At 45.2% G+C, this 24,977-nt stretch carries 28 protein-coding genes and 1 riboswitch; all 28 genes read right to left on the bottom strand.

What is annotated here, in order from left to right; translation table 11 throughout:
• Positions 1-123: 123 nt before the first annotated feature.
• A complete protein-coding gene (locus NV379_RS20710) occupies positions 124-1,689 on the bottom strand; it encodes an NADH-quinone oxidoreductase subunit N (protein WP_258209330.1) in 1,566 nt (521 codons plus the stop codon).
• On the bottom strand, positions 1,649-3,262 hold the full coding sequence (locus NV379_RS20715) for a complex I subunit 4 family protein (RefSeq protein ID WP_258209254.1): 1,614 nt from the start codon (positions 3,260-3,262) through the stop codon (positions 1,649-1,651). Before NV379_RS20715 ends, NV379_RS20710 begins: the two co-directional genes overlap by 41 nt.
• Positions 3,256-5,136 carry an NADH-quinone oxidoreductase subunit L gene (nuoL, locus tag NV379_RS20720; RefSeq protein WP_258209255.1) on the bottom strand — a complete coding sequence of 627 codons (1,881 nt, stop codon included), beginning with the start codon at positions 5,134-5,136 and terminating at the stop codon, positions 3,256-3,258. Before nuoL ends, NV379_RS20715 begins: the two co-directional genes overlap by 7 nt.
• Positions 5,137-5,155: 19 nt before the next feature.
• Positions 5,156-5,467, bottom strand: coding sequence for an NADH-quinone oxidoreductase subunit NuoK (gene nuoK, locus NV379_RS20725; protein ID WP_258209256.1), 312 nt, complete (start codon positions 5,465-5,467; stop codon positions 5,156-5,158).
• A 1-nt stretch (position 5,468) separates the two neighbouring features.
• Positions 5,469-5,996 carry an NADH-quinone oxidoreductase subunit J gene (locus NV379_RS20730; RefSeq protein WP_258209257.1) on the bottom strand — a complete coding sequence of 176 codons (528 nt, stop codon included), beginning with the start codon at positions 5,994-5,996 and terminating at the stop codon, positions 5,469-5,471.
• A complete protein-coding gene (gene nuoI / locus NV379_RS20735; RefSeq protein WP_258209258.1) occupies positions 5,989-6,441 on the bottom strand; it encodes an NADH-quinone oxidoreductase subunit NuoI in 453 nt (150 codons plus the stop codon). Before nuoI ends, NV379_RS20730 begins: the two co-directional genes overlap by 8 nt.
• Positions 6,442-6,444: 3 nt before the next feature.
• Complete coding sequence (gene nuoH / locus NV379_RS20740; protein ID WP_258209259.1) at positions 6,445-7,467, bottom strand: NADH-quinone oxidoreductase subunit NuoH; 1,023 nt, start codon at positions 7,465-7,467, stop codon at positions 6,445-6,447.
• Complete coding sequence (locus NV379_RS20745; RefSeq protein WP_258209260.1) at positions 7,468-8,565, bottom strand: NADH-quinone oxidoreductase subunit D; 1,098 nt, start codon at positions 8,563-8,565, stop codon at positions 7,468-7,470.
• Between the two features lie 3 nt (positions 8,566-8,568).
• Positions 8,569-9,621 (bottom strand): NADH-quinone oxidoreductase subunit C, encoded by a 1,053-nt coding sequence (locus NV379_RS26115; RefSeq protein WP_308860316.1) that lies wholly within the window; start codon positions 9,619-9,621, stop codon positions 8,569-8,571.
• Entirely contained in the window at positions 9,618-10,136 is a 519-nt protein-coding gene (locus NV379_RS20755) for a NuoB/complex I 20 kDa subunit family protein (RefSeq protein ID WP_258209261.1), read from the bottom strand. Before NV379_RS20755 ends, NV379_RS26115 begins: the two co-directional genes overlap by 4 nt.
• A complete protein-coding gene (locus NV379_RS20760) occupies positions 10,121-10,486 on the bottom strand; it encodes an NADH-quinone oxidoreductase subunit A (protein ID WP_258209262.1) in 366 nt (121 codons plus the stop codon). Before NV379_RS20760 ends, NV379_RS20755 begins: the two co-directional genes overlap by 16 nt.
• 218 nt (positions 10,487-10,704) lie before the next feature.
• Positions 10,705-11,112 carry a F0F1 ATP synthase subunit epsilon gene (locus NV379_RS20765; protein WP_258209263.1) on the bottom strand — a complete coding sequence of 136 codons (408 nt, stop codon included), beginning with the start codon at positions 11,110-11,112 and terminating at the stop codon, positions 10,705-10,707.
• Positions 11,113-11,191: 79 nt separating this feature from the next.
• Positions 11,192-12,595, bottom strand: a complete 1,404-nt coding sequence (gene atpD, locus NV379_RS20770; RefSeq protein WP_258209264.1) for a F0F1 ATP synthase subunit beta — start codon at positions 12,593-12,595, stop codon at positions 11,192-11,194.
• Between the two features lie 100 nt (positions 12,596-12,695).
• Positions 12,696-13,550 (bottom strand): ATP synthase F1 subunit gamma, encoded by an 855-nt coding sequence (gene atpG / locus NV379_RS20775; protein WP_258209265.1) that lies wholly within the window; start codon positions 13,548-13,550, stop codon positions 12,696-12,698.
• 101 nt (positions 13,551-13,651) lie between these two features.
• Positions 13,652-15,163, bottom strand: coding sequence for a F0F1 ATP synthase subunit alpha (atpA, locus tag NV379_RS20780; RefSeq protein ID WP_258209266.1), 1,512 nt, complete (start codon positions 15,161-15,163; stop codon positions 13,652-13,654).
• 16 nt (positions 15,164-15,179) lie between these two features.
• On the bottom strand, positions 15,180-15,725 hold the full coding sequence (locus tag NV379_RS20785; protein WP_258209267.1) for a F0F1 ATP synthase subunit delta: 546 nt from the start codon (positions 15,723-15,725) through the stop codon (positions 15,180-15,182).
• On the bottom strand, positions 15,722-16,207 hold the full coding sequence (atpF, locus tag NV379_RS20790; RefSeq protein WP_258209268.1) for a F0F1 ATP synthase subunit B: 486 nt from the start codon (positions 16,205-16,207) through the stop codon (positions 15,722-15,724). Before atpF ends, NV379_RS20785 begins: the two co-directional genes overlap by 4 nt.
• Positions 16,208-16,303: 96 nt before the next feature.
• Complete coding sequence (atpE, locus tag NV379_RS20795) at positions 16,304-16,525, bottom strand: F0F1 ATP synthase subunit C (RefSeq protein ID WP_258209269.1); 222 nt, start codon at positions 16,523-16,525, stop codon at positions 16,304-16,306.
• An 88-nt stretch (positions 16,526-16,613) separates the two neighbouring features.
• Positions 16,614-17,408, bottom strand: a complete 795-nt coding sequence (gene atpB / locus NV379_RS20800) for a F0F1 ATP synthase subunit A (RefSeq protein ID WP_258209270.1) — start codon at positions 17,406-17,408, stop codon at positions 16,614-16,616.
• 41 nt (positions 17,409-17,449) lie between these two features.
• The gene (locus tag NV379_RS20805; RefSeq protein ID WP_258209271.1) at positions 17,450-17,821 is read right to left on the bottom strand and encodes an ATP synthase subunit I; all 372 of its coding nucleotides are present in this window, start codon (positions 17,819-17,821) and stop codon (positions 17,450-17,452) included.
• Positions 17,814-18,047, bottom strand: a complete 234-nt coding sequence (locus NV379_RS20810; RefSeq protein WP_258209272.1) for an AtpZ/AtpI family protein — start codon at positions 18,045-18,047, stop codon at positions 17,814-17,816. The genes NV379_RS20805 and NV379_RS20810 overlap by 8 nt, the downstream gene beginning before the upstream one ends.
• A 210-nt stretch (positions 18,048-18,257) precedes the next feature.
• Positions 18,258-19,403 carry a non-hydrolyzing UDP-N-acetylglucosamine 2-epimerase gene (gene wecB, locus NV379_RS20815; RefSeq protein ID WP_258209273.1) on the bottom strand — a complete coding sequence of 382 codons (1,146 nt, stop codon included), beginning with the start codon at positions 19,401-19,403 and terminating at the stop codon, positions 18,258-18,260.
• A gap of 46 nt (positions 19,404-19,449) precedes the next feature.
• Complete coding sequence (gene upp / locus NV379_RS20820) at positions 19,450-20,079, bottom strand: uracil phosphoribosyltransferase (RefSeq protein ID WP_258209274.1); 630 nt, start codon at positions 20,077-20,079, stop codon at positions 19,450-19,452.
• Positions 20,080-20,702: 623 nt separating this feature from the next.
• On the bottom strand, positions 20,703-21,950 hold the full coding sequence (gene glyA, locus NV379_RS20825; protein WP_258209275.1) for a serine hydroxymethyltransferase: 1,248 nt from the start codon (positions 21,948-21,950) through the stop codon (positions 20,703-20,705).
• Between the two features lie 263 nt (positions 21,951-22,213).
• Positions 22,214-22,816, bottom strand: coding sequence for a TIGR01440 family protein (locus NV379_RS20830; protein ID WP_258209276.1), 603 nt, complete (start codon positions 22,814-22,816; stop codon positions 22,214-22,216).
• Positions 22,817-22,862: 46 nt separating this feature from the next.
• Positions 22,863-23,315, bottom strand: coding sequence for a ribose 5-phosphate isomerase B (rpiB, locus tag NV379_RS20835; RefSeq protein ID WP_258209277.1), 453 nt, complete (start codon positions 23,313-23,315; stop codon positions 22,863-22,865).
• A gap of 175 nt (positions 23,316-23,490) precedes the next feature.
• A riboswitch (ZMP/ZTP riboswitch) is annotated at positions 23,491-23,571 on the bottom strand.
• 73 nt (positions 23,572-23,644) lie between these two features.
• Positions 23,645-24,223 (bottom strand): low molecular weight protein arginine phosphatase, encoded by a 579-nt coding sequence (locus NV379_RS20840; RefSeq protein ID WP_258209278.1) that lies wholly within the window; start codon positions 24,221-24,223, stop codon positions 23,645-23,647.
• Between the two features lie 126 nt (positions 24,224-24,349).
• Positions 24,350-24,910 (bottom strand): manganese efflux pump MntP, encoded by a 561-nt coding sequence (locus NV379_RS20845; RefSeq protein WP_258209279.1) that lies wholly within the window; start codon positions 24,908-24,910, stop codon positions 24,350-24,352.
• Positions 24,911-24,977 lie beyond the last annotated feature (67 nt).

A 24,977-nucleotide genomic window follows, 5' to 3' on the forward strand; every position in this document is an offset into this window, starting at 1 on the left:
CTGAAAACTTATTTATTCTATATCTAAAAGAAAAGCTCCGATTCGGAGCCTATTTCACGTTGATTACCTCTACATATGAAAAAGCCACCCCAAATAAATGGAGTGGCTTTCATTATAGCAAATTTATGACACAAATAGCAGATCTTTTGTAATGGTAAATACAGTGTCAATATATTGTAACAATACATGAGGGAATATTCCCAGCAATACGGTAACAATCGCACACAACCAGACTGTGAAGCCTACTGTACCTGGTACTTGCAGTGGTGCGGATTCATAATCACTACGCATGTACATCTGACGAACAATGCCAAAGTAGTAGTAGAACGAAATCACGGATGTAATCAGCATAATAGCGCCTAACCAATAATGATGGGTTTCCATTGTGCCTAGAAGGATAAATAGCTTACCGAAAAATCCACCTGTAATCGGTATACCTGCAAGTGATAAGACCAGAAGGGTCATCGCAACTGCCGTAAAAGGTGCACGGTAATACAATCCAGCAAACCCACGAATCTCTTCACTGCCTGATGACTTCTCAATTAATATAATGACAGCAAATGCTCCGATGTTCATGAACAAATAGGCGATTAGATAAAACGTAAACTCAGCAAAATTGCTGTAATGTGCAGTTGAGAATTGGGTAGCTAATGGAACGAGAAGATAACCCGCATTCGCAATTCCAGAATACGCAAGCAAGCGCTTGGCATTGGTCTGACGAAGTGCAATCACGTTACCGACGATCATCGCCATGGCTGCCACAACGCCGAGTGTCAAGAATACGTCAGATACAAGCACCCCTGTAGGACCATCTTGCGGCAGTGGAATGAATAAGTTATAGATTATACGGAACAGAATAGCGAATGCTGCACCCTTGGATACAACTGCTAGGAATGCAGATATCGGTGTCGGTGCACCTTCGTATACATCAGGTGCCCAGCTGTGGAACGGTGCAGCTGCAATTTTAAACCCTAATCCAGCAATTAAGAAGAAAAATGCGACGTAGATTAATGCTTCAAAAGATGTGAAGTTAGCATAAATACCGTCTTTGACCGCTGCAAGGTTGGTCGCTCCTGAAATTCCATATAAGAAAGACATCCCATACAAAATCATTGCCGAGGAAATACCGCCCATCACCAAGTACTTGAACGCACCCTCATTCGAGTTAGAGCTCTTCTTCCGCATGGCAACCATAATGTAAGATGTGATACTAAGCAATTCTAAACCGACATACAGCGTGATCATATCAGCGGAGGACGCCATAACCATTGCACCCAGTGTAGCAGGAAGCAAGAAGTAGTAGTATTCACCGACATGTGCAATGCCCGCTTGCTTAATGGTTCCTACACTCATGAGTACAACAAATGATGTCCCAAGTAAGAAGACCAGTTTCAATAGATTTGCAAAATCATCAACACGATAAGATCCTGCAAGCAGTTCTACTGGCACATCCAAGTGAAGTTGCATCGCAACGAATACACCCGAGACGAGTAAACTTGCAAGCGTGAGCCAACCGATAAAAGTGCGGTTCATTCGTTCTGGCAGTGCCAAATCAAGAAGAGATAGTGCAACTGCTGCGATAACAAGTGTTAATTCTGGCCAGAGATGGATTAAATCCGATGTATGTAATCGTAACTGCTCCACTGGTTTAACCCCCCATCTTCTGAGCGATGGCTTGCATGAAAGCATCAAACCCACTCAACGTCTGTTTCATTGGGTCACTCAGTACACTCGGATAGATCCCAATAACAAGAATGAAAGCAACAAGCACGATCATAGGTAGTGCCTCAATCCATCTCGCGTCACGCAAATTCGTATACTGCTCTGGCAACTTACCGAATGTAATGCCCATTACAGCGCGCAAGATATATACAGCTGTGAGAATCACACCCATAATACCGAGAATCGTGTACACCTTGTGCGTCTCAAATAATCCTAAGAAGGCAAGGAACTCGGAAATAAAGCCTGACAATCCCGGTAAACCGAGTGAAGCCATACCACCAACTAGCAACATTCCGCTAATGAATGGCATCGACTTGGCCAACCCACCAAGGCGGCTAAGTTCTGTCGTCCCTGTTCGTTCATAAATCATACCGACAATGAGGAACAAGAAGGCCGAAATAAGACCATGTGATACCAATTGGAACATTGCGCCTTGCAAACCAATTTCATTAAATGCTGCGATACCTAGCAGCACGATTCCCATATGAGAAATCGAGGAGTAGGCAAGCACGAGCTTAAATTCATTTTGAACAAAAGCAAGAATTGCACCATATAGAATGTTAATGACACCTAGGAGCGCGAGCACCCATGCCCAGCTGTACGCCTGCTCAGGGAAGAACATGACGCCAAAGCGAAGTAAGCCGTATGCACCCATCTTCAGCAAAATACCCGAGTGAATCATAACGATTGAAGTTGGTGCTTCCGTGTGTACTTTGAGCATCCACGTATGGAACGGGAAGATTGGCAGCTTAATACCGAAGGCGATCAAGAGCAGAATGAACAATGTCCATTTCATGCCTGAACTTAAGTAGAAATCCGTCATCTCAGGTACATTTACATATGCCTGCGTATTCACAAGCAAGTTATTCATCATATTCTGAATGTCACCACTATAGAAAATGTGCCACTCATTCGCCGTGCGGATCTCACTGAACCCAGCCGTACTAACGAGAATTAAGAACACGATAAACATAATTGCTGAACCAAGTCCATTGTAAATGAGGAAGCGATTTGCCGCTTTTTCTTTTTCCAAAAATCCCCAAATGCCAACCAAGAAAAATACCGGAACAAGCGTCATCTCGAAGAATAAGAAGAATAAGAATAAGTCCTGCGCCATGAAAACACCGAACATACCTGCTTCTAGAAGTAAGAACAAGATATAGAACGTTTTCCAGCGTTTCTTGATATTAACGGAAGCAAATGCTGCCATGACAGAGACAAGTGCTGTCAAGAATACGAGTGGCATTGAGATGCCATCAACAGCAAGAGCGAATTTCATCTCGAAAAATAGTGATGTGACTTGCGGCAAACCTTCGTGATTCAGCGGAAACTTAATCCAATCGAAAGTTTCCTTGAACTGCATGCCATCTTCACCCGTCTGAAAACCTACGTACATCCATATTGCAAGCCCCAGTGCAAGAAGAGAAGTCGAGATTGCAACCGTCTTATGCCAGTTTCCTTTGTCTTTGGGCATGAATAATAAGATCAATACCCCAAGGAGAGGAGATAAGAGCACCATTGTTAGAATGTGATTCACCATGGGAAGAACCTCCTAGCCACAAGAGCTAACATCAAGATGATGAGCCCGATCAACGATACCAAACCATAACGTTGAACTTGGCCATTCTGTAGTCGAGAGCCAATGCGCCCTAAGCCGACAACAGAAGATGTAGTTAGACGTACCAAACCATCTACTACGTACTCATCGAATAATTGCAACAGCCAGCCAAAGCCTTTAAGCGGTGTGACAATGATCCAATCATAAATTTCATCGATATAATATTTGCGTTGTAGCAAGTTGTATAGTGCAGATGGTTTCTTCTCTGCATTCGGCAATTGAACGGGACGCTTGTAATACAAGACATAGCCGACAACAATACCAAGAAGCCCAACCGCAACAGATAATATAATGACAACTAAGTTTACAGCCTCTTCATGGTGCTCTCCTGTTAAGAACCCACCTAACCATGGATTAAATGGTGTCATTACAAACCCTGCAACAACAGCTAATACAGCAAGTACGATTAACGGGAGTGTCATTGATGCTGGTGATTCATGTGGTTCGTAATTCGAGCGCTTCTTACCTGTAAAGACGAGGAAGAACACGCGAGACATGTAAAGGGCTGTGAAGAATGCGGCAACTATTCCGATCCAGAACAGCAATTGATTGTTATGGTAAGCTTCGTTAAGAATCGTATCCTTCGACCAGAAACCAGAGAACGGAGGAACACCTGATAACGCTAATGCTCCAATTGCAAACGTAATGGTCGTAATTTTCATTTTGCCGGATAAACCGCCCATTTCACGAATATCCTGCGTCTTTACAGCATGAATCACGCTACCTGCTGCAAGGAATAACAGCGCTTTGAAGAATGCATGGGTGAAGAGATGGAACATACCAGAAGCGTAGGAAACACCAATACCAAGTCCCATCATCATGTAACCGAGCTGCGATACCGTCGAGTAGGCAAGTACACGCTTAATATCGTTCTGTGCAATCCCAATCGTAGCGGCAAATATTGCTGTGAACCCGCCCACATAAGCCACAACCAGCAAGGCATCAGGGGAAGCAAGGAAGATATCATACGTTCTAGCTACCAAATATACCCCAGCAGCAACCATCGTCGCAGCATGAATAAGTGCGGAGATCGGTGTTGGGCCTTCCATCGCATCAGGTAACCAAGTATGTAATGGGAATTGACCTGACTTACCAATTGCACCGATGAAGATCATGATCGCAATTGCCGTTGTTACACCTGCTGGAATGGATCCATTGCCTGATGCGAACGCATTATGAATGGAGCTGAAATCCAGTGCATGACCTGGCATATACCAGAACAGCAAGAGAAGCCCGATCAATAAGCCAACGTCACCAATTCTAGTAATAATAAAAGCTTTCTTCGCAGCAGCACGCGCCTCAGGCTTCTGATACCAGAAACCGATAAGTAGGAACGAACATACCCCAACTAGCTCCCAGAAAATATATAGTTCAAGCAAGTTAACGGAAATGACTAGACCTAACATGGAGAATGTGAATAGCGCAACGTATGAGAAGAAAACGCTGATCCGTTCATCGCCTTTCATGTAGCCCTTGGAGTAAATGTTAACGAGCAGTGCCACGAAGGTGACGATCACAAGCATCAGTGCATTCAAATTCGTAATCTCAAAGCCCATGTGAATGTTGAAATCACCAATGCTCAGCCACTGCCACTCACTCCATGTATAATCAGCAACTTTGCCATCGATTCGCTCTACGAAAATAAGAATCGCAAGCACAAAGGAAGCGAGCATGGCAATAATGCCAATATAACTGCCGAGTCCTTTCAATTGACGCCCTACAGCCATCAATACAAGAAACGCGAGCAGAGGAAAAAGCGGAATTAACCAGGCGTATTGCGAGTAGACTGAAGCCATCTTTGAACCATCCTCTCCCTTATCGTTTCATCGAATCGATTTCTGTCACGTCAGACGTTCCCTTGTTGCGGTAGAGGAGGATCAATATCGCGATACCCACTGCTACCTCGGCTGCAGCAATTGTGATGTTAAACAAGGAAAATATTTGTCCGGTAAGCGATGGCTTAACTCCCATCTTAGAGAAGGCGACTAAATTGAGGTTCACTGCATTGAGCATAAGTTCAATGGAGAGAAGCACAATGACCCCATTCTTCTTCGTTAGAGCGCCAAATAAACCGATCGTAAATAATATCGCAGCCAGTGTTAAGTAAGGAGCAATGACTCCACCCATCTTACTCCTCCTCCCTTTTCGCGATAATGACAGCACCGATAAAGGCTACTGTGAGAAGTACAGACATAATTTCAAACGGAATGACATACGGCCCAAATAACAGCTTACCGATCTCAAGCGTATTGTCTTTACCTGGATCAAATGCTGCACCTTCTGGAAATGTTGCTGTCTGAATCGCATAGAACAGGATTCCAAACAGTCCTAGTGCACCAATGAATGAAAATCCAATATGCCACTTGCGTGCATCTTTCTCTTCTTCACTGCGATGCTTCGTCATCATAATACCGAAGATCATGAGGATCGAGATTGCACTGGCATAGATTAAGATTTGAACAACCGCTAAAAATTCTGCGTTCAATACCAAGTAAATCCCAGCTAAAGAAAGGAACGTTACCGCTCCTGAGATCAACATGTGGATCACTTTCGTAAACATGATCATGTAAAGTCCGCCGCCAATGGTGAACATCGCGAGCACGAGGAAAGCAATATTTTGACCACTAGATAGGAAATCTCCAAGTCCACTAAACATCTTTCTTGGCGCCCCCTTTCGGAGCTGATGGCACATTTTCATTGCGTACAAGTGTATCGTTATTAGTTAGCCATTCTTTGTCCTTGAACAAATCATCACGCGAGAAAGTACTCAATTCAAAGTTATTCGTCATGACGATTGCCTCAGTCGGACAAACTTCTGTACACAAATCGCACAGAATGCAAAGCTCAAAGTTAATATCGTACGTATCGATTACTTTCCCTTTTTTCTCAGGGTCAGGGTTCGGTTTACCTGTGAGTGTAATACAGTCAGTTGGGCAAATCTTCGCACACATGTTGCACACAATACATTTATCCGGTTCAAAATGCTGAATACCACGGAAGCGATCCGGCATATTCAGCGGTACATCCGGGTATGCATATGTCACTTTCTTTTCTGTAAACGCTTTGAGCGTTACACCTAGACCTTTGACGATCCCTTTCATCGGTTAACCTCCCATGATCCAGGATTTCAGACTGATATATCCCGCCGTAACAAAAATATTAAGTAGTGCCAGTGGCAAGAGAACTTTCCAACCGAGGCTCATCAATTGATCGATACGCACACGCGGCAAAGTCGCACGCAGCCAGAAGCAGAAAAATACAACCAACGAAAACTTGATAATGAACCAGATAATCCCCGGAATAAAATCAACCTGAGGGAATGGTGCATTCCAGCCGCCTAAGAACAAGATCGTGAGTAAGGATGAGAACACGAATACGTACACGTATTCCGCAAGCATATAGAATGCAAAACGGAATCCACTATACTCGACGTGATAACCTGCAACAAGCTCTGACTCTGCTTCAGGAAGGTCAAATGGCGTACGGTTCAGCTCCGAAATCATCGCTACAACAAACACGCAGAACCCGATAATTTGCGGGAGGAAGTTCCACTGCCAGAAGTAACCTTGCTGCCCCTCCACGATAAGACGAAGGTTCATGGAACCTGTCATCATGACAACACCGATCATCGACATGACGAGCGGAATTTCGTAGGAAATCATCTGCGCAGCAGAACGCATACCACCTAGTAGCGCATACTTGTTGTTAGAAGCCCAACCACCCAAGATGATACCCATCGTCGAAATACCGGATAATGCGATAATATAAAGCACCCCAACGTTCAAGTCAGCATGTAAGAAGTCTGCTGTAAATGGAATGGTTGCGATGACTAAGAATGCAGGAACGAACGTAATGATTGGCGCTAGAATAAACAATTGACGCTCCGCCTTACGCGGAATCGTATCTTCCTTAATGAGCAGCTTCATTACATCTGCAACAGATTGCAATAATCCGAATGGACCCGTGCGTGTTGGGCCGTAACGGAATTGCATGTACCCGATAACTTTACGCTCAAAGTAAATGGCATAGGTCACGAATCCAAGAACGATCAGTAACAGTGCAATGCCAACTGCAACGAAAATTGCAAAATTACCCCACGTTAACTGTTCAGAGACTAACTCTAACATTTACGCGTCAACCTCCCCGACTACAATATCAACCCCGCCCAAGATCGTAATAAGGTTTGTCATGGATTCTCCTACGAGAAGTTTCGGTAAGATTTGCAGGTTTACGAAGGACGGTCTTCTAAATTTCAACCGATACGGTTCAGGACGTCCATTAGCCACGATATGGCAGCCAATCTCACCACGAGGTGATTCAATTGCCGAATAGATCTCGCCAGATGGTTTCAATATCTTAGGAACTTTACCCATGACCTCACCAGTCGTAGGGAATTGCTGTACAGCCTGCTCCAAGATGCGAATAGATTGACGCATTTCTTCCATACGGATCAAGTAACGGTCATAGCAATCCCCGCCCGTACGAACCGGTACATCGAATTCAAAGCGATCATAGATGGAATAAGGCTGATCTTTACGTAGATCCCAATTTACCCCAGTACAGCGTAAATTTGCACCGCTTAAGCCGTATTGGATCGCTGTCTCTGCGTCGTATTTACCTACGCCTTTAATCCGCGCTAGGAAAATTTCGTTGCCGGATACCAGCTTCTCATACTGCTCCATCTTGGAGGTCATGTGTGGCAAGAAATCACGTACTTTCTCAATCCAGCCATCTGGTGCATCCCATTTCACCCCGCCTACACGCATATAGTTGTAAGTCAGACGCGCACCACATAGTTCATTGAATAGATCAATGATAATCTCACGTTCACGGAAAGCGTATAAGAATGGACTAATCGCCCCAATATCCAGCAGATATGTACCCCACCATACAAGATGCGATGCAATACGCTGCAGCTCCATCACGATGAGACGAAGGTATTCCGCGCGCTCAGGAACGGTAAGTCCCATTAGTTTCTCAACGGAATTAACCAGCACATAGTTATTCGTCATTGCCGATACGTAATCCATGCGATCGGTGTACGGAATGATCTGCGTGTAGTTCAAGTTCTCCGCAAGTTTCTCTGTACCACGATGCAAGTAACCCATGACCGGAATCGCTTCTTGAATGATCTCACCATCGAGTTTAACGATAATACGAAACACACCATGCGTACTCGGGTGCTGCGGCCCGACGTTCAGCAGCAATTCTTCTGTCCGTAACAAGAGCTACACCTCCGGGTCGTACTGTTCATAATCTTTACGCAGCGGATGACCGATCCAATCGTCGGATAGCATAATCCGCGTAAGTGCCGGGTGTCCCGGGAAATCAATACCAAGCAGATCGTAAGCCTCGCGCTCATTCCAGTTCGCCGTCTCCCAAATTGGAGTAACGGAAGGAATAGACGGGTTATCACGATCCGTTCTAACTTTGAATGTATAATCGATGCGCTTCTCCAGTGAAATCAGGTGGTACACGACTTCCAAGTGTGTGCCATAATCAACACCTGACAAGTTGCGCAAGTACTTCAACTCTAGCTCTTCATGGTCGCGCAACAGCTCAGCTGTGCGCAGCCAGTGGTCGCTGTGGACGACCACCATAGGAGCATCGGCGTCGGTCTTATTGAGCGACGCGTCCACGATTGCATCCGCGCTGATCGCATCGCGGATGATCGCGACGACCCGATCCAGCACGGGCTGGTTCGGGGAAGGAGCGGCGGGCGCCGCATCAGCTTCAGCTGCGGCGTCCGCCGCCTTTGCCGCGCGAGCTTGATCGCGCGCGGCGCGTGCTGCCGCTCTAGCGGCAGCCGCTTCGACGTCTCCCGCAGGGACGTCGGGTTTGGCTGGGCCCGGCTCTGGCGCGGGCGCTGAGGCTATCTGCGCCACTGCTTCAGCTGCCGTTACAGGCGCTTTCATAGGTGCATCTGCCGTTGTCTGTACTCCAATAGCAACTGACACTACTTCTTGTTCTTCTCCTGCAACAGACGTTGCAGGAGCATCCTCACTTACCGCTTGTGCAGGTGAAGCTTCAGAAGTATCCTCAGCTCCTTCAGAGGATTCTTGTGAGACAATTTCCACTAGTTCCTCAACAGCAACAGGCTGTCCACCTTCTGTCGTTGAAACCTCGTTTAATGGTGCTTCTTCACCGTTATGAGAACGCTTACTAACTTCAGATTCAGAACTAGACTCGATTGGGTTTTCGACGTTTGTGTCGCTTCCTGTCGAATCACTATTTTCTTGTGATGTTGTTAAGGCTTCGTCTCGCTTTTGCTCATCGCTCATCGATTCGTCACCTGCTTCCCAGTCTTCGCCTCATAGCGAATCTTCTCTTGCAGCTTGTTAATACCATAGATCAGTGCAGCTGGATTCGGCGGACATCCTGGGATATAAATATCAACAGGCACGACTTGATCCACACCTTTCACAACGGCATATGACTTCACGTACGGCCCGCCAGCTGTTGCACATGACCCCATCGCAATTACCCACTTCGGCTCCGGCATTTGATCATACAGACGGCGAAGTAGCGGCGCCATCTTCTTCGTTACCGTACCGGCAACGATCATGACATCGGATTGGCGCGGCGACGTTCTAAAAATAACCCCGAATCGGTCCAAATCATAGTGAGAAGCGCCTGTGCCCATCATTTCAATCGCACAGCAAGCAAGTCCGAACGTCAGCGGCCACAAGGAATTACTGCGGGCCCACGCTTTGACTTGTTCCAGCGTTGTCATGAACACATTGCGCTCCAACTCTTGTCTCTCTTCAGGAGAGATTGATTCTAAATTGAATTCCATTGCAGCACCTTCTTCTTCCAAGCGTAAAGTAATCCGACCAAGAGCAGAACGATAAAGATGCACATCTCAACTAGTGCAAATAATCCAAGGTGATTATATGCAACAGCCCATGGATACAAGAACACCGTTTCCACGTCAAAAATAACAAACATGAGCGCAAATAAATAATAACGAATGTTAAAGCGGATTTGTCCTTCACCAATTGGCTCGTTACCACTTTCGTACGTGGTATATTTCGGTTCAGTTGGCTTATAGGGTCTAAGCAGCTTACCTACCGAAAACGCCACAATCGCAAGTCCAACTCCTAGTAAAAGGAAAATTGCGACAATCAAATAATTGTTTGAATACATGGTTTGGAACCGCCTCCATTATCAAGGATGCTAATTACAATCATTAGAAATGGTAATATTCACCTTTATAATTATATCACAGGGCTTTTTTGAGTGTCTAATGAAAATACTTAATTTTTGAAAGCTTCTAAATATTTTACGAAACGGACACAATTGGTTCAAATTTATACATATAAACGCAAAGAAAGAGCCCCATTGGGACTCTTTCTTGATAACACTTATTTTCTGTTTTCGGATACATGCATTCGATTGAGTGCTCTCTTAAGAGAATGCTCAGCACGCAGCATATTCACATCATGCTGTTTAGAAGCAAGACGTTTTTCTGCACGTTCTTTAGCGACCTTCGCACGCTCAGGATCGATATCTTCAGGCAGTTCTGCACTTTCTGCAAGAATAACAACTTTATCCTTACGCACTTCCATGAATCCACCGTTAACAGCAATGATTTCATCTTTGCTGCCAGCGCGTTTCACCACTAAAGGCGCAATACGTAAAGGTGTTACGAGCGGAATGTGGTTCGGGAGAATACCGAGTTCTCCTTCTACACCTCTAACTACGATCATTGAAGCGTCCTTCGCGTACACTTTACGTTCCGGAGTGACAATTTCCAATAGGAATGTACTCACGTTTATTCCCCCTATGCTTCCCTTTTTGCAAACCTGCAGGAAAGGGTGAACTTACAGGCTTTATTTTTAAAAAACGAAATTACATGCTTTTCGCTCTTTCAATCGCTTCTTCAATTGTACCAACGTACATGAATGCACCCTCTGGCAAGTCATCATGCTTACCTTCAAGTACTTCTTTAAAGCTGCGAACTGTTTCCTTGATCGGAACGTATTTACCTTTCTTACCAGTAAACGGTTCAGCAACGTGGAATGGTTGAGACAAGAAGTTCTGAATCTTACGAGCACGTTGTACAACGAGCTTGTCTTCATCGGACAACTCATCCATACCCAAGATCGCGATAATATCTTGAAGCTCTTTGTAACGTTGAAGAATTTGCTTCACGCCTTGAGCTACTTGATAGTGCTCTTCGCCGACAACTTCAGGAGTTAGGATACGGGAAGAAGAAGCAAGTGGATCTACCGCTGGGAAGATACCCATCTCGGAAATACGACGCTCTAGGTTAGTCGTTGCATCCAAGTGAGCAAACGCTGTAGCTGGAGCTGGATCCGTATAGTCATCCGCAGGAACGTAAATCGCTTGAATGGAAGTTACGGAACCTTTTTTCGTGGATGTAATACGCTCTTGCAACTGACCCATTTCTGTAGCCAATGTTGGTTGGTAACCTACTGCGGAAGGCATACGGCCTAGTAGTGCGGATACCTCAGAACCTGCTTGAGTAAAGCGGAAGATGTTGTCGATAAAGAGCAATACGTCTTTATTTTCTTCGTCACGGAAATACTCAGCCATTGTAAGACCGGACAATGCTACACGAAGACGTGCGCCTGGAGGCTCGTTCATTTGACCGAACACCATCGCTGTCTTGTTAATAACGCCGGAATCTTTCATCTCATGGTACAAGTCGTTACCTTCACGAGTTCTCTCACCAACGCCCGCGAATACGGAGATACCACCGTGCTCTTGTGCGATGTTGTTGATAAGCTCTTGAATTGTAACGGTTTTACCTACACCCGCACCACCGAACAAACCGATCTTACCACCCTTAGCATAAGGAGCAAGAAGGTCAATTACTTTAATTCCTGTTTCAAGAATTTCCGCAGTTGTGGACAATTCTTCGAATACAGGAGCTTGACGGTGAATTGGTTTTACTAATGTACGGTCAATTTCTTGATCGTCGATTGGGTTACCCAATACGTTAAACACACGGCCAAGTGTTGCTGGACCTACTGGTACAGAGATTGGCACGCCTGTGTCGATTGCTTCCATACCACGAACAAGTCCGTCCGTCGTGGACATCGCGATACAACGAACGATGTTATCGCCCTGTTGCAAAGCAGCTTCAACTGTTAGGTCGATGTCTACTTCGTTCGCGCTTTGTGCTTTACGTTCAATTTTGATCGCATTAAGAATTTCCGGAAGGTGACCACGTTCGAACTCGATGTCGACAACCGGACCCATAATGGCAACAATGCGTCCTTTATTCATTTGTTTCCCTCCTAGTCACATACAACGGTTTCCCGTTCAATAAGTGACGAGCATCGCAGGCTAGATTCCGTTGAAGGATTCTAAGTTTGCGAGCTTCGTCCTATGCGTTTGCACCCGCAACAATTTCCGAAATTTCTTGCGTAATTGCTGCCTGACGTGCACGGTTATAAATAAGCGTCAATGAGGAAATCATGCCTGTCGCATTCTTCGTCGCACTGCCCATTGCAGTCATCTTCGCGCCGAACTCACTTGCTTTACTTTCCAATACTGCGCTATAAATCAATGTTTCAGCATACTTTGGAAGCAAGACTTCCAAAACGCCTTCTGCGGATGGCTCATATTCGTAAGCCGTAACTGGTCCATCGTGTTTCACTTCATCCAGTGGAAGCAAACGCTTCTCAACCGGTGTCTGTGAAATCGCGTTGTTGAACTGGTTATAAACCAAGTACAGTTCGTCATAAGATCCGTTCTCAAAATATTGAACTGCTTTCGCAGCTAATTTCTTGACTTCGGAGAAACTTACTACGTCTGGTAAGCCAGTAACCTCTTCTACAACCGGGATTCCCCGCTTACGGAAGAAGTCGCGACCTTTACGACCGATTACGAACACTGCATACTCATCCGTGGATTGATGTCTCGTGCGAATTGTTGTCATCACCATACGAAGGATGTTGGCATTGAAACCACCTGCTAGACCACGATCAGAAGTCATAACGAGATAACCCGTCTTCTTGATCTCGCGTTTTACTAACATCGGGTGCTTAATCCCAACAGATCCTGCTGCAATGCTGGCAACTACCTCTTTCATCTTCTCTGCGTAAGGACGTGCAGCTTCTGCGCTTTCCGTCGCTTTTCTCAGTTTGGATGCGGCAACCATTTCCATCGCTTTCGTGATCTGTTTCGTATTCTGGGTACTCTTGATTTGACGTTTAATCTCGCGCATTCCTTTAGCCATCTTTTCACCACCTCAAAGTTTTCTCGAAGAGAAAACTGACTTCGTAAGCAAACTTACTTTGTATAAGAATTCGGCTTGCTAGAAAGCAAGCCCGTTATGTTCTAGGTTGTTGCAAAAGTTTTTAAGAAGTTAGCAATGACAGCTTTCAATGCTTCTTCCGTCTCAGCCGTAATGTCTTTCGTTTCACGAATGGACGTCAAGATTTCAGCGTGATTGCTTTCCACGAAGGATAAGAAATCAGCTTCAAAGCGACGAATATCATGAACTGGAAGAACATCAAGGTGACCTTTAACAACGGTATATAAGCTCACGACTTGCTTCTCAACTGGAACTGGTTCGTTAACGCCTTGCTTCAAGATCTCAAGCATACGTACACCGCGGTTCAATTGAGCTTGCGTGGATTTATCAAGGTCAGAACCGAACTGAGCAAACGCCGCAAGTGAACGATAGTTAGCAAGATCCAAACGAAGTGAACCCGCAACTTTCTTCATTGCTTTGATCTGAGCAGCACCACCTACACGCGATACAGAGATACCAACGTTAACCGCTGGACGCTGACCGGAGTTGAAGAGGTCGGTTTCTAAGAAGATTTGTCCGTCCGTAATCGAGATTACGTTCGTTGGAATGTAAGCAGATACGTCGGAAGCTTGAGTCTCGATAAATGGAAGCGCCGTAATGGAACCGCCACCTAGATCATCATTCAACTTCGCAGCACGCTCTAGCAAACGGGAGTGCAAGTAGAAGACATCCCCTGGGTAAGCTTCACGACCTGGTGGGCGACGAAGCAACAAGGAAAGCTCACGATAAGCAGAAGCTTGCTTCGTCAAATCATCATAGATGATTAGAGCGTGCTCGCCTTTGTACATGAAGTACTCAGCCATCGATACACCTGCGTATGGAGCCATGAACAATAGTGGAGCTGGCTCGGAAGCACTTGCTGTAACAACAATTGTGTAATCAAGTGCACCGTGACGACGCAATGTTTCAACAACGTTAACTACAGTAGATTGCTTTTGACCGATCGCAACGTAAATACATTTTACGCCGTTACCTTTTTGGTTGATGATCGTGTCGATTGCGATTGCTGTCTTACCTGTTTGGCGGTCACCAATGATAAGCTCACGTTGACCACGACCGATTGGTACCATCGCGTCAATCGCTTTAATACCTGTTTGCATCGGCTCATGTACGGATTTACGATCCATTACGCCTGGTGCTGGTGATTCGATTGGACGTGTTTGTGTTGTTTCAATTGGACCTTTGCCATCAAGCGGCATACCAAGTGGATTCACAACACGACCAAGAAGCTCGTCACCTACAGGAACTTGCATGATCTTGCCAGTACGTTTAACTTGGTCGCCTTCACGGATATCCGTGTAAGGTCCCATAATTACGATACCAACGTTGTTTTCTTCTAAGTTAAGCGCCATCCCTACTACGCCGTTGGAGAACTCAAGAAGCTCTCCAGACATCACGTTCTCTAGACCGTGTGCGCGAGCAATACCGTCACCGACTTGAATTACGGTACCTACGTCTACGACTTGCAGGTCAGACTTGTAGTTTTCAATTTGCTGTTTAATCAGCGTGCTGATTTCATCAGGTCTGATACTCAACGAACCTCACCCCTATCTACAATGCTTGAGACTTCAATGATTTCTGTAATCGATCCAGCTTGCCGGAAAGGCTGCCATCATATAGACGGTCACCGATTCGCACCTGAATACCACCGAGAAGATCCGGTTTAATTACAGATTGTACATGAACGGTTTTACCCGTAATTTTGCTAAATTGAGCTGCAATTTCTTGCTCTTGCGCTGCTGTAATTGCAAATGGTGTATAGACAGTTGCATCCGCACGTCCAAGCGCATCATTCGCGATTTTTACATAGTCTACAAGCATAGAGTTAAGAATTCCTTCTCTACCTCTAGTAACCAAAAGCTGCAACGTGTGAAGTAACACATCGGATACTTTCCCTTCGAATACAGTCGCTAGAAGCGCTGTTTTCTTCGTCACATCGATGTTTGGCTGCGATAAAATTTGCATAAATTCTTTGTTTTGCTGAAAAGACTCGACAACTGCTGCAAGCTCATCTTGAACTTGTGCAATAATGCCTTTGTCTTTAGCGACTTCAAACAGTGCGCGCGCGTAACGCTTAGCTACCACGATGTCACTCATTGAACTCCCCCTACCTCGTTCAGGTACTGGTTAACAAGCGTTTGCTGAGCTTCAGCGTCCACTTGCTTTTCAATGATTTTCGCAGCGATAGCCACGGACATTGTACCAACTTCTGAGCGCAATGCAGCGATTGCCTTACTTTTCTCACGTTCGATATCACGTACTGCTTCTTCTTTAAGACGAACAGTTTCCGCTTTTGCCTGCGCAATAATGTCATCTGCTTGACGAGAAGCTGTCAATTTCGATTGCTCGATAATGTCATAAGCTTCTTTCTTAGCCGCTTGAAGAGCTTGTCTTTGATCGCTGATCAAAGCTTCTGCATCTTTACGGTTTTTGTCAGCATTCGCTAGTTGATCAGCAACTAACGTACGACGTTGTTCCATCACACCCATAAGTGGACCGAGTGCGTAACGGTGCAGGAAGAAATATAATATTGCGAATGCCACGATGGCAATGATTGAATTTTCCAATGTAAAACTCATTCGAGTCACTCCCTTCTGAGGGGTATCTACTAGCCAAAATCACAAAATGAAGGCGCGGATGGCTTAGGCCTTCCCCGCCAAACCTTCATTCTGGTATTATTTTACGAAATAGAATAGCAATGCGAATACTACAGAAATAATTGGAATCGCCTCTACTAGACCAACACCGATAAACATTGTTGTTTGAAGAGAACCTTTAAGTTCTGGTTGACGGGAGATACCCTCAACTGTCTTACTCACGATCAAACCGTTACCAATACCTGCTCCTAGTGCGGACAAACCAATTGCTACTGCTGCTGCGATCATACTCAAATCCATCGTATAACTTCCTCCCTTAAAATACATAAAATTTAATTTGTTTTATACTCGACCCTAGCGCCGTAACATTCGGGAAAAGCTGCATTACTTAATGTTGATGTGCTTCATCGTGATCATCATGTGACTCTAAGATCTGGCCAATATAAACCATCGTCAACATAACGAATACGAATGCTTGAATTGCGCCTACGAACACACTGAAGGCTTGCCATGCGACCATCGGTACGATACCAGCATAACCTGCCATAATAATGGTAGCGATAAGTACTTCCCCTGCAAAAATGTTACCGAATAGACGCATACCAAGTGTTAGTAGCTTGGAGAACTGCTCGATAATATTGATCGGTAAGAAGAACCAATAGGGTTGGAAATAGTGCTTCACGTAAGCTTTCGTATTACGCGTAATACCTAGGAAGTGCACCATGACGATAACCATCAAAGCAAGACCCATTGAGAAGAATGCGTCTGCAGTTGGTGATTTCCACCATGAAAGTGCAACGTGCTTACCTGCATTATGCAATTCTGCATATTTGTCGGCACTAACGATGTCGTATCCGAACAGCGATACAGGACCATGTGCCTCCGTTACAACCGTAAACGGTAAGCCTAGCATATTACTTACGAAGATGAACATAATTAAGGTTACACCCAGTGAAATAAAGGCTTTCCCTTTCTTCATATCCATCGCACTTCCAATAATTCCTTGAACGAATTCAATAACCCATTCCATGAAGTTCTGCATCTTACTTGGCTTATCAACAGATAGATTACGAACTGCAATCCTTGCGATAATTAGAATAATAAGCATGGTTACAATCATAGGTAAGATGACGGAAATGTCCAAGTGAAATCCATTGATATTCATTATCGGTGATAAATGCATTAGTTGTTTTCACCCCTTTCCGTGGAGGTTTATAAATCACTTCACTTGCGCCTAGACTGAACAAAACCCAATATAAGCGATAAGAATTGCACGAAAACTAAACTAACCATAGTGCTCACAATATCAACATGAGGTGATTTAATTGCAACCATGACTGCGAGAAGTGCTAAGGCAGCCCTTGTCATAAATCCAAGATTGATTCGTTTCCTAACTCCATCGAGTATGACGGAGGACATCTGATCAATCTTCCAAGCCATGTATCTTGCGCTAATCAATGAAACGGCTGTACCCAGAATGACTCCTGCTACATACGGTCGATAATCAGCGAACATCGCCCATCCCAAACAACATGCTGACAAGAAAAAGAGCGTGTAACGCTGTAAGCGCCCAAGGTGAGCGTGGAAATCATCCATTAGAGCCTCCTGTAACCTTACGAAGTATGACGATGATGCTCACAATTCCGACTATTAGTCCTAGAACGACGCCAAGTACGATCCAGAGCGGCTGCCCGCCTGCTGCATCACTCATCAGCTTACCTAGATAGTAGCCGAGACCCATACAAACGACCAAGTCAATTCCCAGTGCGCTGACCATCCCAACGGCTTTCCATGGGTTGCTATCGGAATGAGGTGGTTTCATCTCATTCACGCTCCTAAATACAGTATTGTGTGACATACATCACATTCGCCCACGTTTATTTTATCTAACGCTACTTCGCATTGTCAATGCAATTTGAATCGCTTACTTTTTGAGAAAAATGCCCGAAAACCGCATCAGATCAGCCTTTTTCGGACTTTACAACTCCATTCTTGAGGACTTGTCCGCAAGCTTTGTCATAATATGTTCATATTATTCAGGCTGGAAAGGAGTTGGCCCCTCAGACTGCAATCCAAAATGATTCAAAATGCCCTGGACAATCCGCTCACTCGCTTGTCCATCCCCATAAGGATTTGCGGACTTGCTCATCTTCTCATAGGCTTCTGGATTCGTTAGCAATTCACAAGCTTCCTTGTAAATTAATTCAGAATCAGAACCTACAAGTTTCAAAGTTCCAGCAGCAATTCCTTCTGGACGTTCTGTCGTGTCACGCAGTACAAGTACAGGAACACCGAACGATGGTGCTTCTTCTTGCAAACCACCAGAATCGGTTAGGATCATATAAGTATGTGGATAGAAGTTATGCAACTCCATCACATCAAGCGGTTCAATGAGCTTAATACGTGGGTGACCTCCAAGCATTGCATGGGCAGGTTCACGAACAGCCGGGCTTAAATGCACCGGATACACAATTGCAATATCTTCGAACTCATCAGCCAAGCGCTTCACCGCTTCAAAAATACGACGGTGCGGCTCACCTTGCGATTCACGGCGGTGTGCCGTCATCAAGATCAACTTCTTACCCTTCGCCCAATCTAGTACAGGATGTGTAAAGTCTTCTTTAACCGTGTATTGGAATACATCCGTCACGGTATTACCTGTAATATAGATGGTGCTCTCCGACTTGTTCTCTTTGCGCAGGTTTTCTGCAGACCAGTCTGTCGGAGCGAAATGAAGGTCAGCTAACACACCGGTTAACTGACGGTTCATCTCTTCAGGGAATGGGGACATCTTATTCCATGTACGTAAACCCGCTTCAACATGTCCGACTGAAATTTGCTGCACGAATGCAGCGTAACTCGCTAGGAACGTTGTTAACGTATCACCATGTACAAGAATAAGATCGGGCTTCGTTTCACTAAACACAGGATCAAGACCTTGTAAGACGCGGATCGTCAGTTCATTTAATGTTTGACGGTCTTTCATTACATTCAGGTCAAAGTCAGGTGTAATTTTGAAAATGTCCAGCACTTGATCCAGCATCTCACGATGCTGTGCAGTTACACAGACAAGCGATTCAATCTTGTCTTCATGTTTTTGCAATTCAAGTACTAAAGGTGCCATTTTGATCGCTTCTGGTCGCGTACCAAAAATCGTAATGATTTTTAAACGTTTCAAGCCGTAAGCCCCCTTCTCTATCTCCCTATTAACGCCCTTGTGAATCCTACTTCGTGCCGAATAATCGGTCTCCAGCATCTCCAAGACCCGGTACGATATAACCATGATCATTGAGTTGCTCGTCAACTGCTGCTAAGTAGATGTCGATATCTGGATGTGCTTCTTGCACAGCGCGAACGCCTTCCGGTGCTGCAATTAGACACATTAACTTGATTTGCGTGCAGTTACGATTCTTAAGTGCCGTAATCGCTGCAATCGCCGAACCACCTGTAGCTAGCATTGGATCAAGCACAATCAATTGACGTTCTTGAACGTCAGTAGGAAGTTTCACATAGTATTCTACGGGTTGAAGGGTCTCTGGGTCGCGATATAATCCAATATGACCTACTTTTGCCCCTGGAATGAGGTTAAGAACACCTTCTACCATCCCGAGTCCAGCGCGTAAAATCGGAATTAAACCGAGCATTCTTCCTGAAATCGTATAGCAAGTCGCTTCGGTTACTGGTGTTTTTACTTGAATTGGTGATAATGGCAAGTTGCGTGTAATCTCGTATGCCATTAAAGTTGCAACCTCGTCGACAAGATCGCGGAAATCCTTCGTATTCGTTCGCTCATCGCGGATGAGCGTCAGCTTATGCTGAATAAGTGGGTGATCACACACAAACACTTTTCCCATTTTTAAATAATCCTCCTAAAAAATCATTCTATATCCAATGAAAATCCGTTCTATTATACCATACGGTTTCCCCCTTATCCTACCCAAATCTGGGATGGGAGATACCAGAAAAAACGGTAAGTCTTGTACTTCACCGTTTGTCATAAATCCGATCTAAAAATAATCAAAAAGCCCTCGGCTCAAGTCGATGGGCTTCATGTATGTGTGATTGCTAGCTCTTATTCAAGAAAAATCCGTAAAAACAACCCGAGGTAGCGTGAGCGCCCTAATATTCTTGAGGTAAGTTCGTGTGATGGTTATTAGGGTAGATCAGCTTCCTTGTTGGATGCAAAAGTCGTCGGTGCAATGCGCTGATACGCTCATATGCGGTCCGTGCTCTCGATGTTACAGACTACGTCTCTTTCTTTTCTTGGGGTTGTGATCATGGATGATTCGAAAGAGTGTTCGTCTTCTCTAGGTGTTAGTCTAAATAGTAACCTCGAGTTGCTTTACAAGTAAATCATATCACTTCCTACTGGCGCGCTCTGTGAAATACATCACAAATTAATGAATAGCAAACAAATATTTTACTTTTAAAAAAAGACCCCTTCTCACAAGGAGAAGAAGTCTTGAACATTTCGCTATTAGTAAGTTAATCCTTCGTACATCGGGTACTGATCTGTTAACCCTTTAACCATGCCACGAACCTGTTCGTGAACGGCTGCGTCTTCTGGATTTTTCAGTGTAAGGGCAATGATCTTCGCAATCGTCTTCATTGCTTCTGTATCCATACCGCGGGAAGTAACCGCTGGCGTACCGATACGGATGCCGCTTGTTACGAATGGTGATGTTGGGTCAAATGGAATTGCGTTCTTGTTACAAGTTACGCCTACTTCATCTAGCAAGTGCTCGGCTACTTTACCTGTAAGGTTCAAGTTTTGAAGATCAATGAGTAGCAAGTGGTTGTCTGTACCACCAGATACAAGATTGATACCTTCTGCTGTTAAGCTCTCTGCTAGAACTACTGCGTTATCGATAACGTTCTGTGCATATGTCTTGAATTCTGGTTTGAGCGCCTCACCTAATGCAACAGCCTTCGCTGCAATAATGTGCATAAGTGGTCCGCCTTGGGAACCTGGGAATACCGCTTTATCGATGGCTTGCGCCCAAGATTTACGGCACAAGATCATACCACCGCGAGGTCCGCGAAGGGTCTTGTGTGTCGTAGTCGTTACGAAGTGAGCATGCGGAACTGGGTTTGGATGCAAACCTGCAGCTACAAGTCCTGCGATATGCGCCATGTCTACCATGAACAATGCGCCAACGTCGTTTGCGATTGCAGCCATCTTTTCAAAATCAATAATACGCGGGTAAGCACTTGCACCTGCTACGATCATACGTGGCTTGTGCTTGAATGCTGCCTTACGTACATCTTCATAGTCGATTTGGGAGTCTGTCTCACGTACGCCATACGCCACGAAGTTATATAGAATACCAGAAGCGTTCACTGGGCTACCATGTGTTAAGTGACCACCATGTGCAAGATTCATTCCTAGTACAGTATCACCAGGCTTAAGAGCTGCAAGGTAAACAGCCATGTTCGCTTGTGCGCCAGAGTGTGGCTGAACGTTCACGTGTTCTGCACCGAACAATTCTTTTGCACGATCACGTGCGATGTCTTCGACAATATCTACGTACTCGCAACCACCATAGTAACGACGACCTGGGTAGCCTTCTGCGTACTTATTAGTAAGAACTGTACCTGCTGCTTCCATAACTGCGCGGGATACGAAGTTCTCGGATGCGATAAGTTCGATTTTGTCACGTTGACGACCGAGCTCAAGGTTAATGGCTTCGACGATTTTAGGGTCTTGGTTTTTTAAAAATTCCATGGATGATTCCTCCTCGGGGGTAGGTTCAAAAAGGACGGAATACTGTGGAAACAGGAGTGTGTTCATTAAGTTGGACGCTACAGAGGAAAAAGCACTTCCGGTCGCTGTCTCAATCGTGAATTTTGAATTGATTTAATGGTATCTTCACGATTTCAAAGGCGAACGCTTACGCTCCTACAGTTGCTTCTTCCTCTTTCGCTAACTTCATGAACACACTCTTACGATTCTGTTTTACTTCGTATGCCTTTTTGAACGTTATATTTTTATAAACAGTTGTTCAGTTCGTTATTACTTGTTGATTGATCTTGAGGTTCATCTAAGGTGTATACGGCACGAGTGCCGCCGATTAGTTTAGGACGTGAGAATGCCATGGTGCAATAAGCGCTGCCGATCAATTTGTTCGAAGGACGAACAGGGACGGCAACCGGTCTTAGATGCATACCGATTAGGGTAGAGCCAATATCGATCCCGGCATGGGCGCGAATGTGCTCGACGACGACTGCATCTGGCAAGTGGCGGTAAGCATAAGCTGCCATGGAACCTCCTGCTCGTGGCATTGGAATAACACTTACGGGTACCAGCTGGTAACGCTCTGCAACCTTGCTGCTTACGACTAATGCCCGATTCAGATGTTCACAACATTGAAAGGCGGGAAATAAGCCGAATTCACGACATACAAGCTCAATCGCTTGGTACAACTCTTGTGCGACTTCAAGTGTCCCAGATGTACCAATATGTGCACCGCGCACTTCTGAGGTCGAACAGCCAATCACAACAAGCTGACCTGCCTGCATGCTTCCTGCTTGAACAAGTTCGCGCAAGTTCTGCTCGGTAGCTTCACCAATTGCTGCAACTTCGTTTGGCATAGGAACTTCCTCCTTTACACCAACTGCTTCATTTTTCACCAACCGATTAGGATTGTAAACGAGCTTCAAGTGCTGTTAGTTTACCAATGCGTGCACAGTGACGTGGACCTTCTGAGAACTCCGTCTCCAGCCATACTTTCACGATTTCTTCTGCAACGCCAGGACCGACTACACGCTCTCCAAGTGCTAATACGTTGGAGTCATTATGTTCACGAGTTGCTTTTGCAGAGAACAAGTCTTGTACCAATGCACAGCGAATGCCTTGGAATTTGTTAGCTGCGATCGACATGCCGATGCCCGTTCCACAGATTAGAATGCCACGATTTGCTTCACCAGACACGACTTTCTCGCATACAGCAGCTGCAAAATCAGGATAATCCACTGAGTCTGGACCGTTCACACCGAAATCTTGTACAACATGTCCGAGTTGTTCTAGTAATGGGATAATAACATCTTTCAAGCGGTATCCTGCGTGATCTGCACCAATTGCAATTTTCATTCGTAACGCCTCCTCGATTTGCCCCGAATCTTAAGCTGATGGAGCTTTAAACATGCATTCATTATACCCCATTTTGCAGGACATTCCAGTCAGGCGAGGTCAATGATAGTGGATGACAGGAACCTCATACGAAATGAAAAAAAGAGCATACGACATGCGCATACACACGTCGAATACTCTTTGCCCAGGCGACCGGCCGTATCCCTCGATGCTCCACTGTGGTTAGACCCACTCGTCGCCAGTTACATCGAGGCTTCATAATTGCTCTTATTGTAGCTTAATGCTAGATGGCTGTAAAGGGATTTGACCCCTATATTTTTCAATCCTAATTAGGACCGATGCAGACACGAAATGAGCTTGTGAATTTCCTGTTCAATCTCTGCAGCTGTCATCCGATAACGTTCAAGTGAGCCACCGAATGGGTCGGAAATATCAATGTTCGGAACACGCCGCTCAAGCTCATAATAACGTTCTTTCTCTGCTTCCGTAATCTCATGACCAAGCGCTTGTTTGAGGCTTAACTCCGCAATGAGCTCTTCACGCTCCTGCTGAATAAGAGAGGCACCGCTGTCCCCATTGGTATATTCTTTGAAGGTAAACGTTTTACCCACAACGTCTGGGAAATGTTGAATGAGTGCCTGTTTATGACTCTGTGTCATGGTTAGAATGAGATCTGCCCACTGAACGTTATCTGAATGAATCGAGCTTGAGCGAATCGCGTCAGATGCACCCTTTTCCCGTAAAATGTGAGCGGAATGATTGGAAATCGGGGAACCATTCGACGCATAAACTCCAGCAGATCGCACTTCCACTGCCATTCCAGCGTCCCCAGCCAGCTTACGCATGAGCCCTTCTGCTAGCGGTGAGCGACATGTGTTGCCCGTACATACAAATAAAATGCGTAACATTCTCACCGCATCCCTTCTCTGTGTTTCTATACTTCTATTATACCTGATTTCATAAGAAATGCCTCATCATAAGGCTGATGAAGCATGAAAGATGGGCTAGAAGACCACTATTAAACTCAGCACTTATCAAAGTAAAAAGTTCAATCCGAAAGCAAGAAGGATAATACCACCCACTGCTTCGCCATAACCACCGAAGATGCGAGATACGTGTTTACCAAGCAACAATCCTAAGATCGACATGATGCCCCCTACAATTCCAAACATCAATACGGTCAGAAGAACATCCGTGGCAAACATTCCGAGTGACACCCCAACGGAGAAGGAATCCACAGACACGCTTAACGCGAACAAGGCGAGTCCCCACAGCGTTAGCGGCTGACGTATGGGCTCGGAGCTGTTCGAACTGCTAAGTGAGGAATAGAGCATATGCCCACCAAGTACGACTAGTAGAATTCCACCGATGGAGACAGCTACTTGTCCGAGTAACGAGGACATATAATGCCCCATGAAAATACCGACTAACGGCATCAATATATGAAAAAGTCCAATGACAAATGATAGCCATGCAATATGAAGCAGTCGTACCCCTCTCATGCCCATTCCAAGGCCGAGCGAAAAAGCGTCAAACCCAAGGGCGACTGACATGATGAATATCGTCATAAACTGCCCCAATGCAAAACTATACATCCCTACGCCCCCTGTCCACCTTTTCTTCTCCCAACATATGCGGGAGGTGGACAAATCATGCGTAAGG

Origin of the sequence: Paenibacillus radicibacter (genome assembly GCF_024721995.1) — a bacterium.
Lineage (GTDB): Bacteria > Bacillota > Bacilli > Paenibacillales > NBRC-103111 > Paenibacillus_AM > Paenibacillus_AM radicibacter.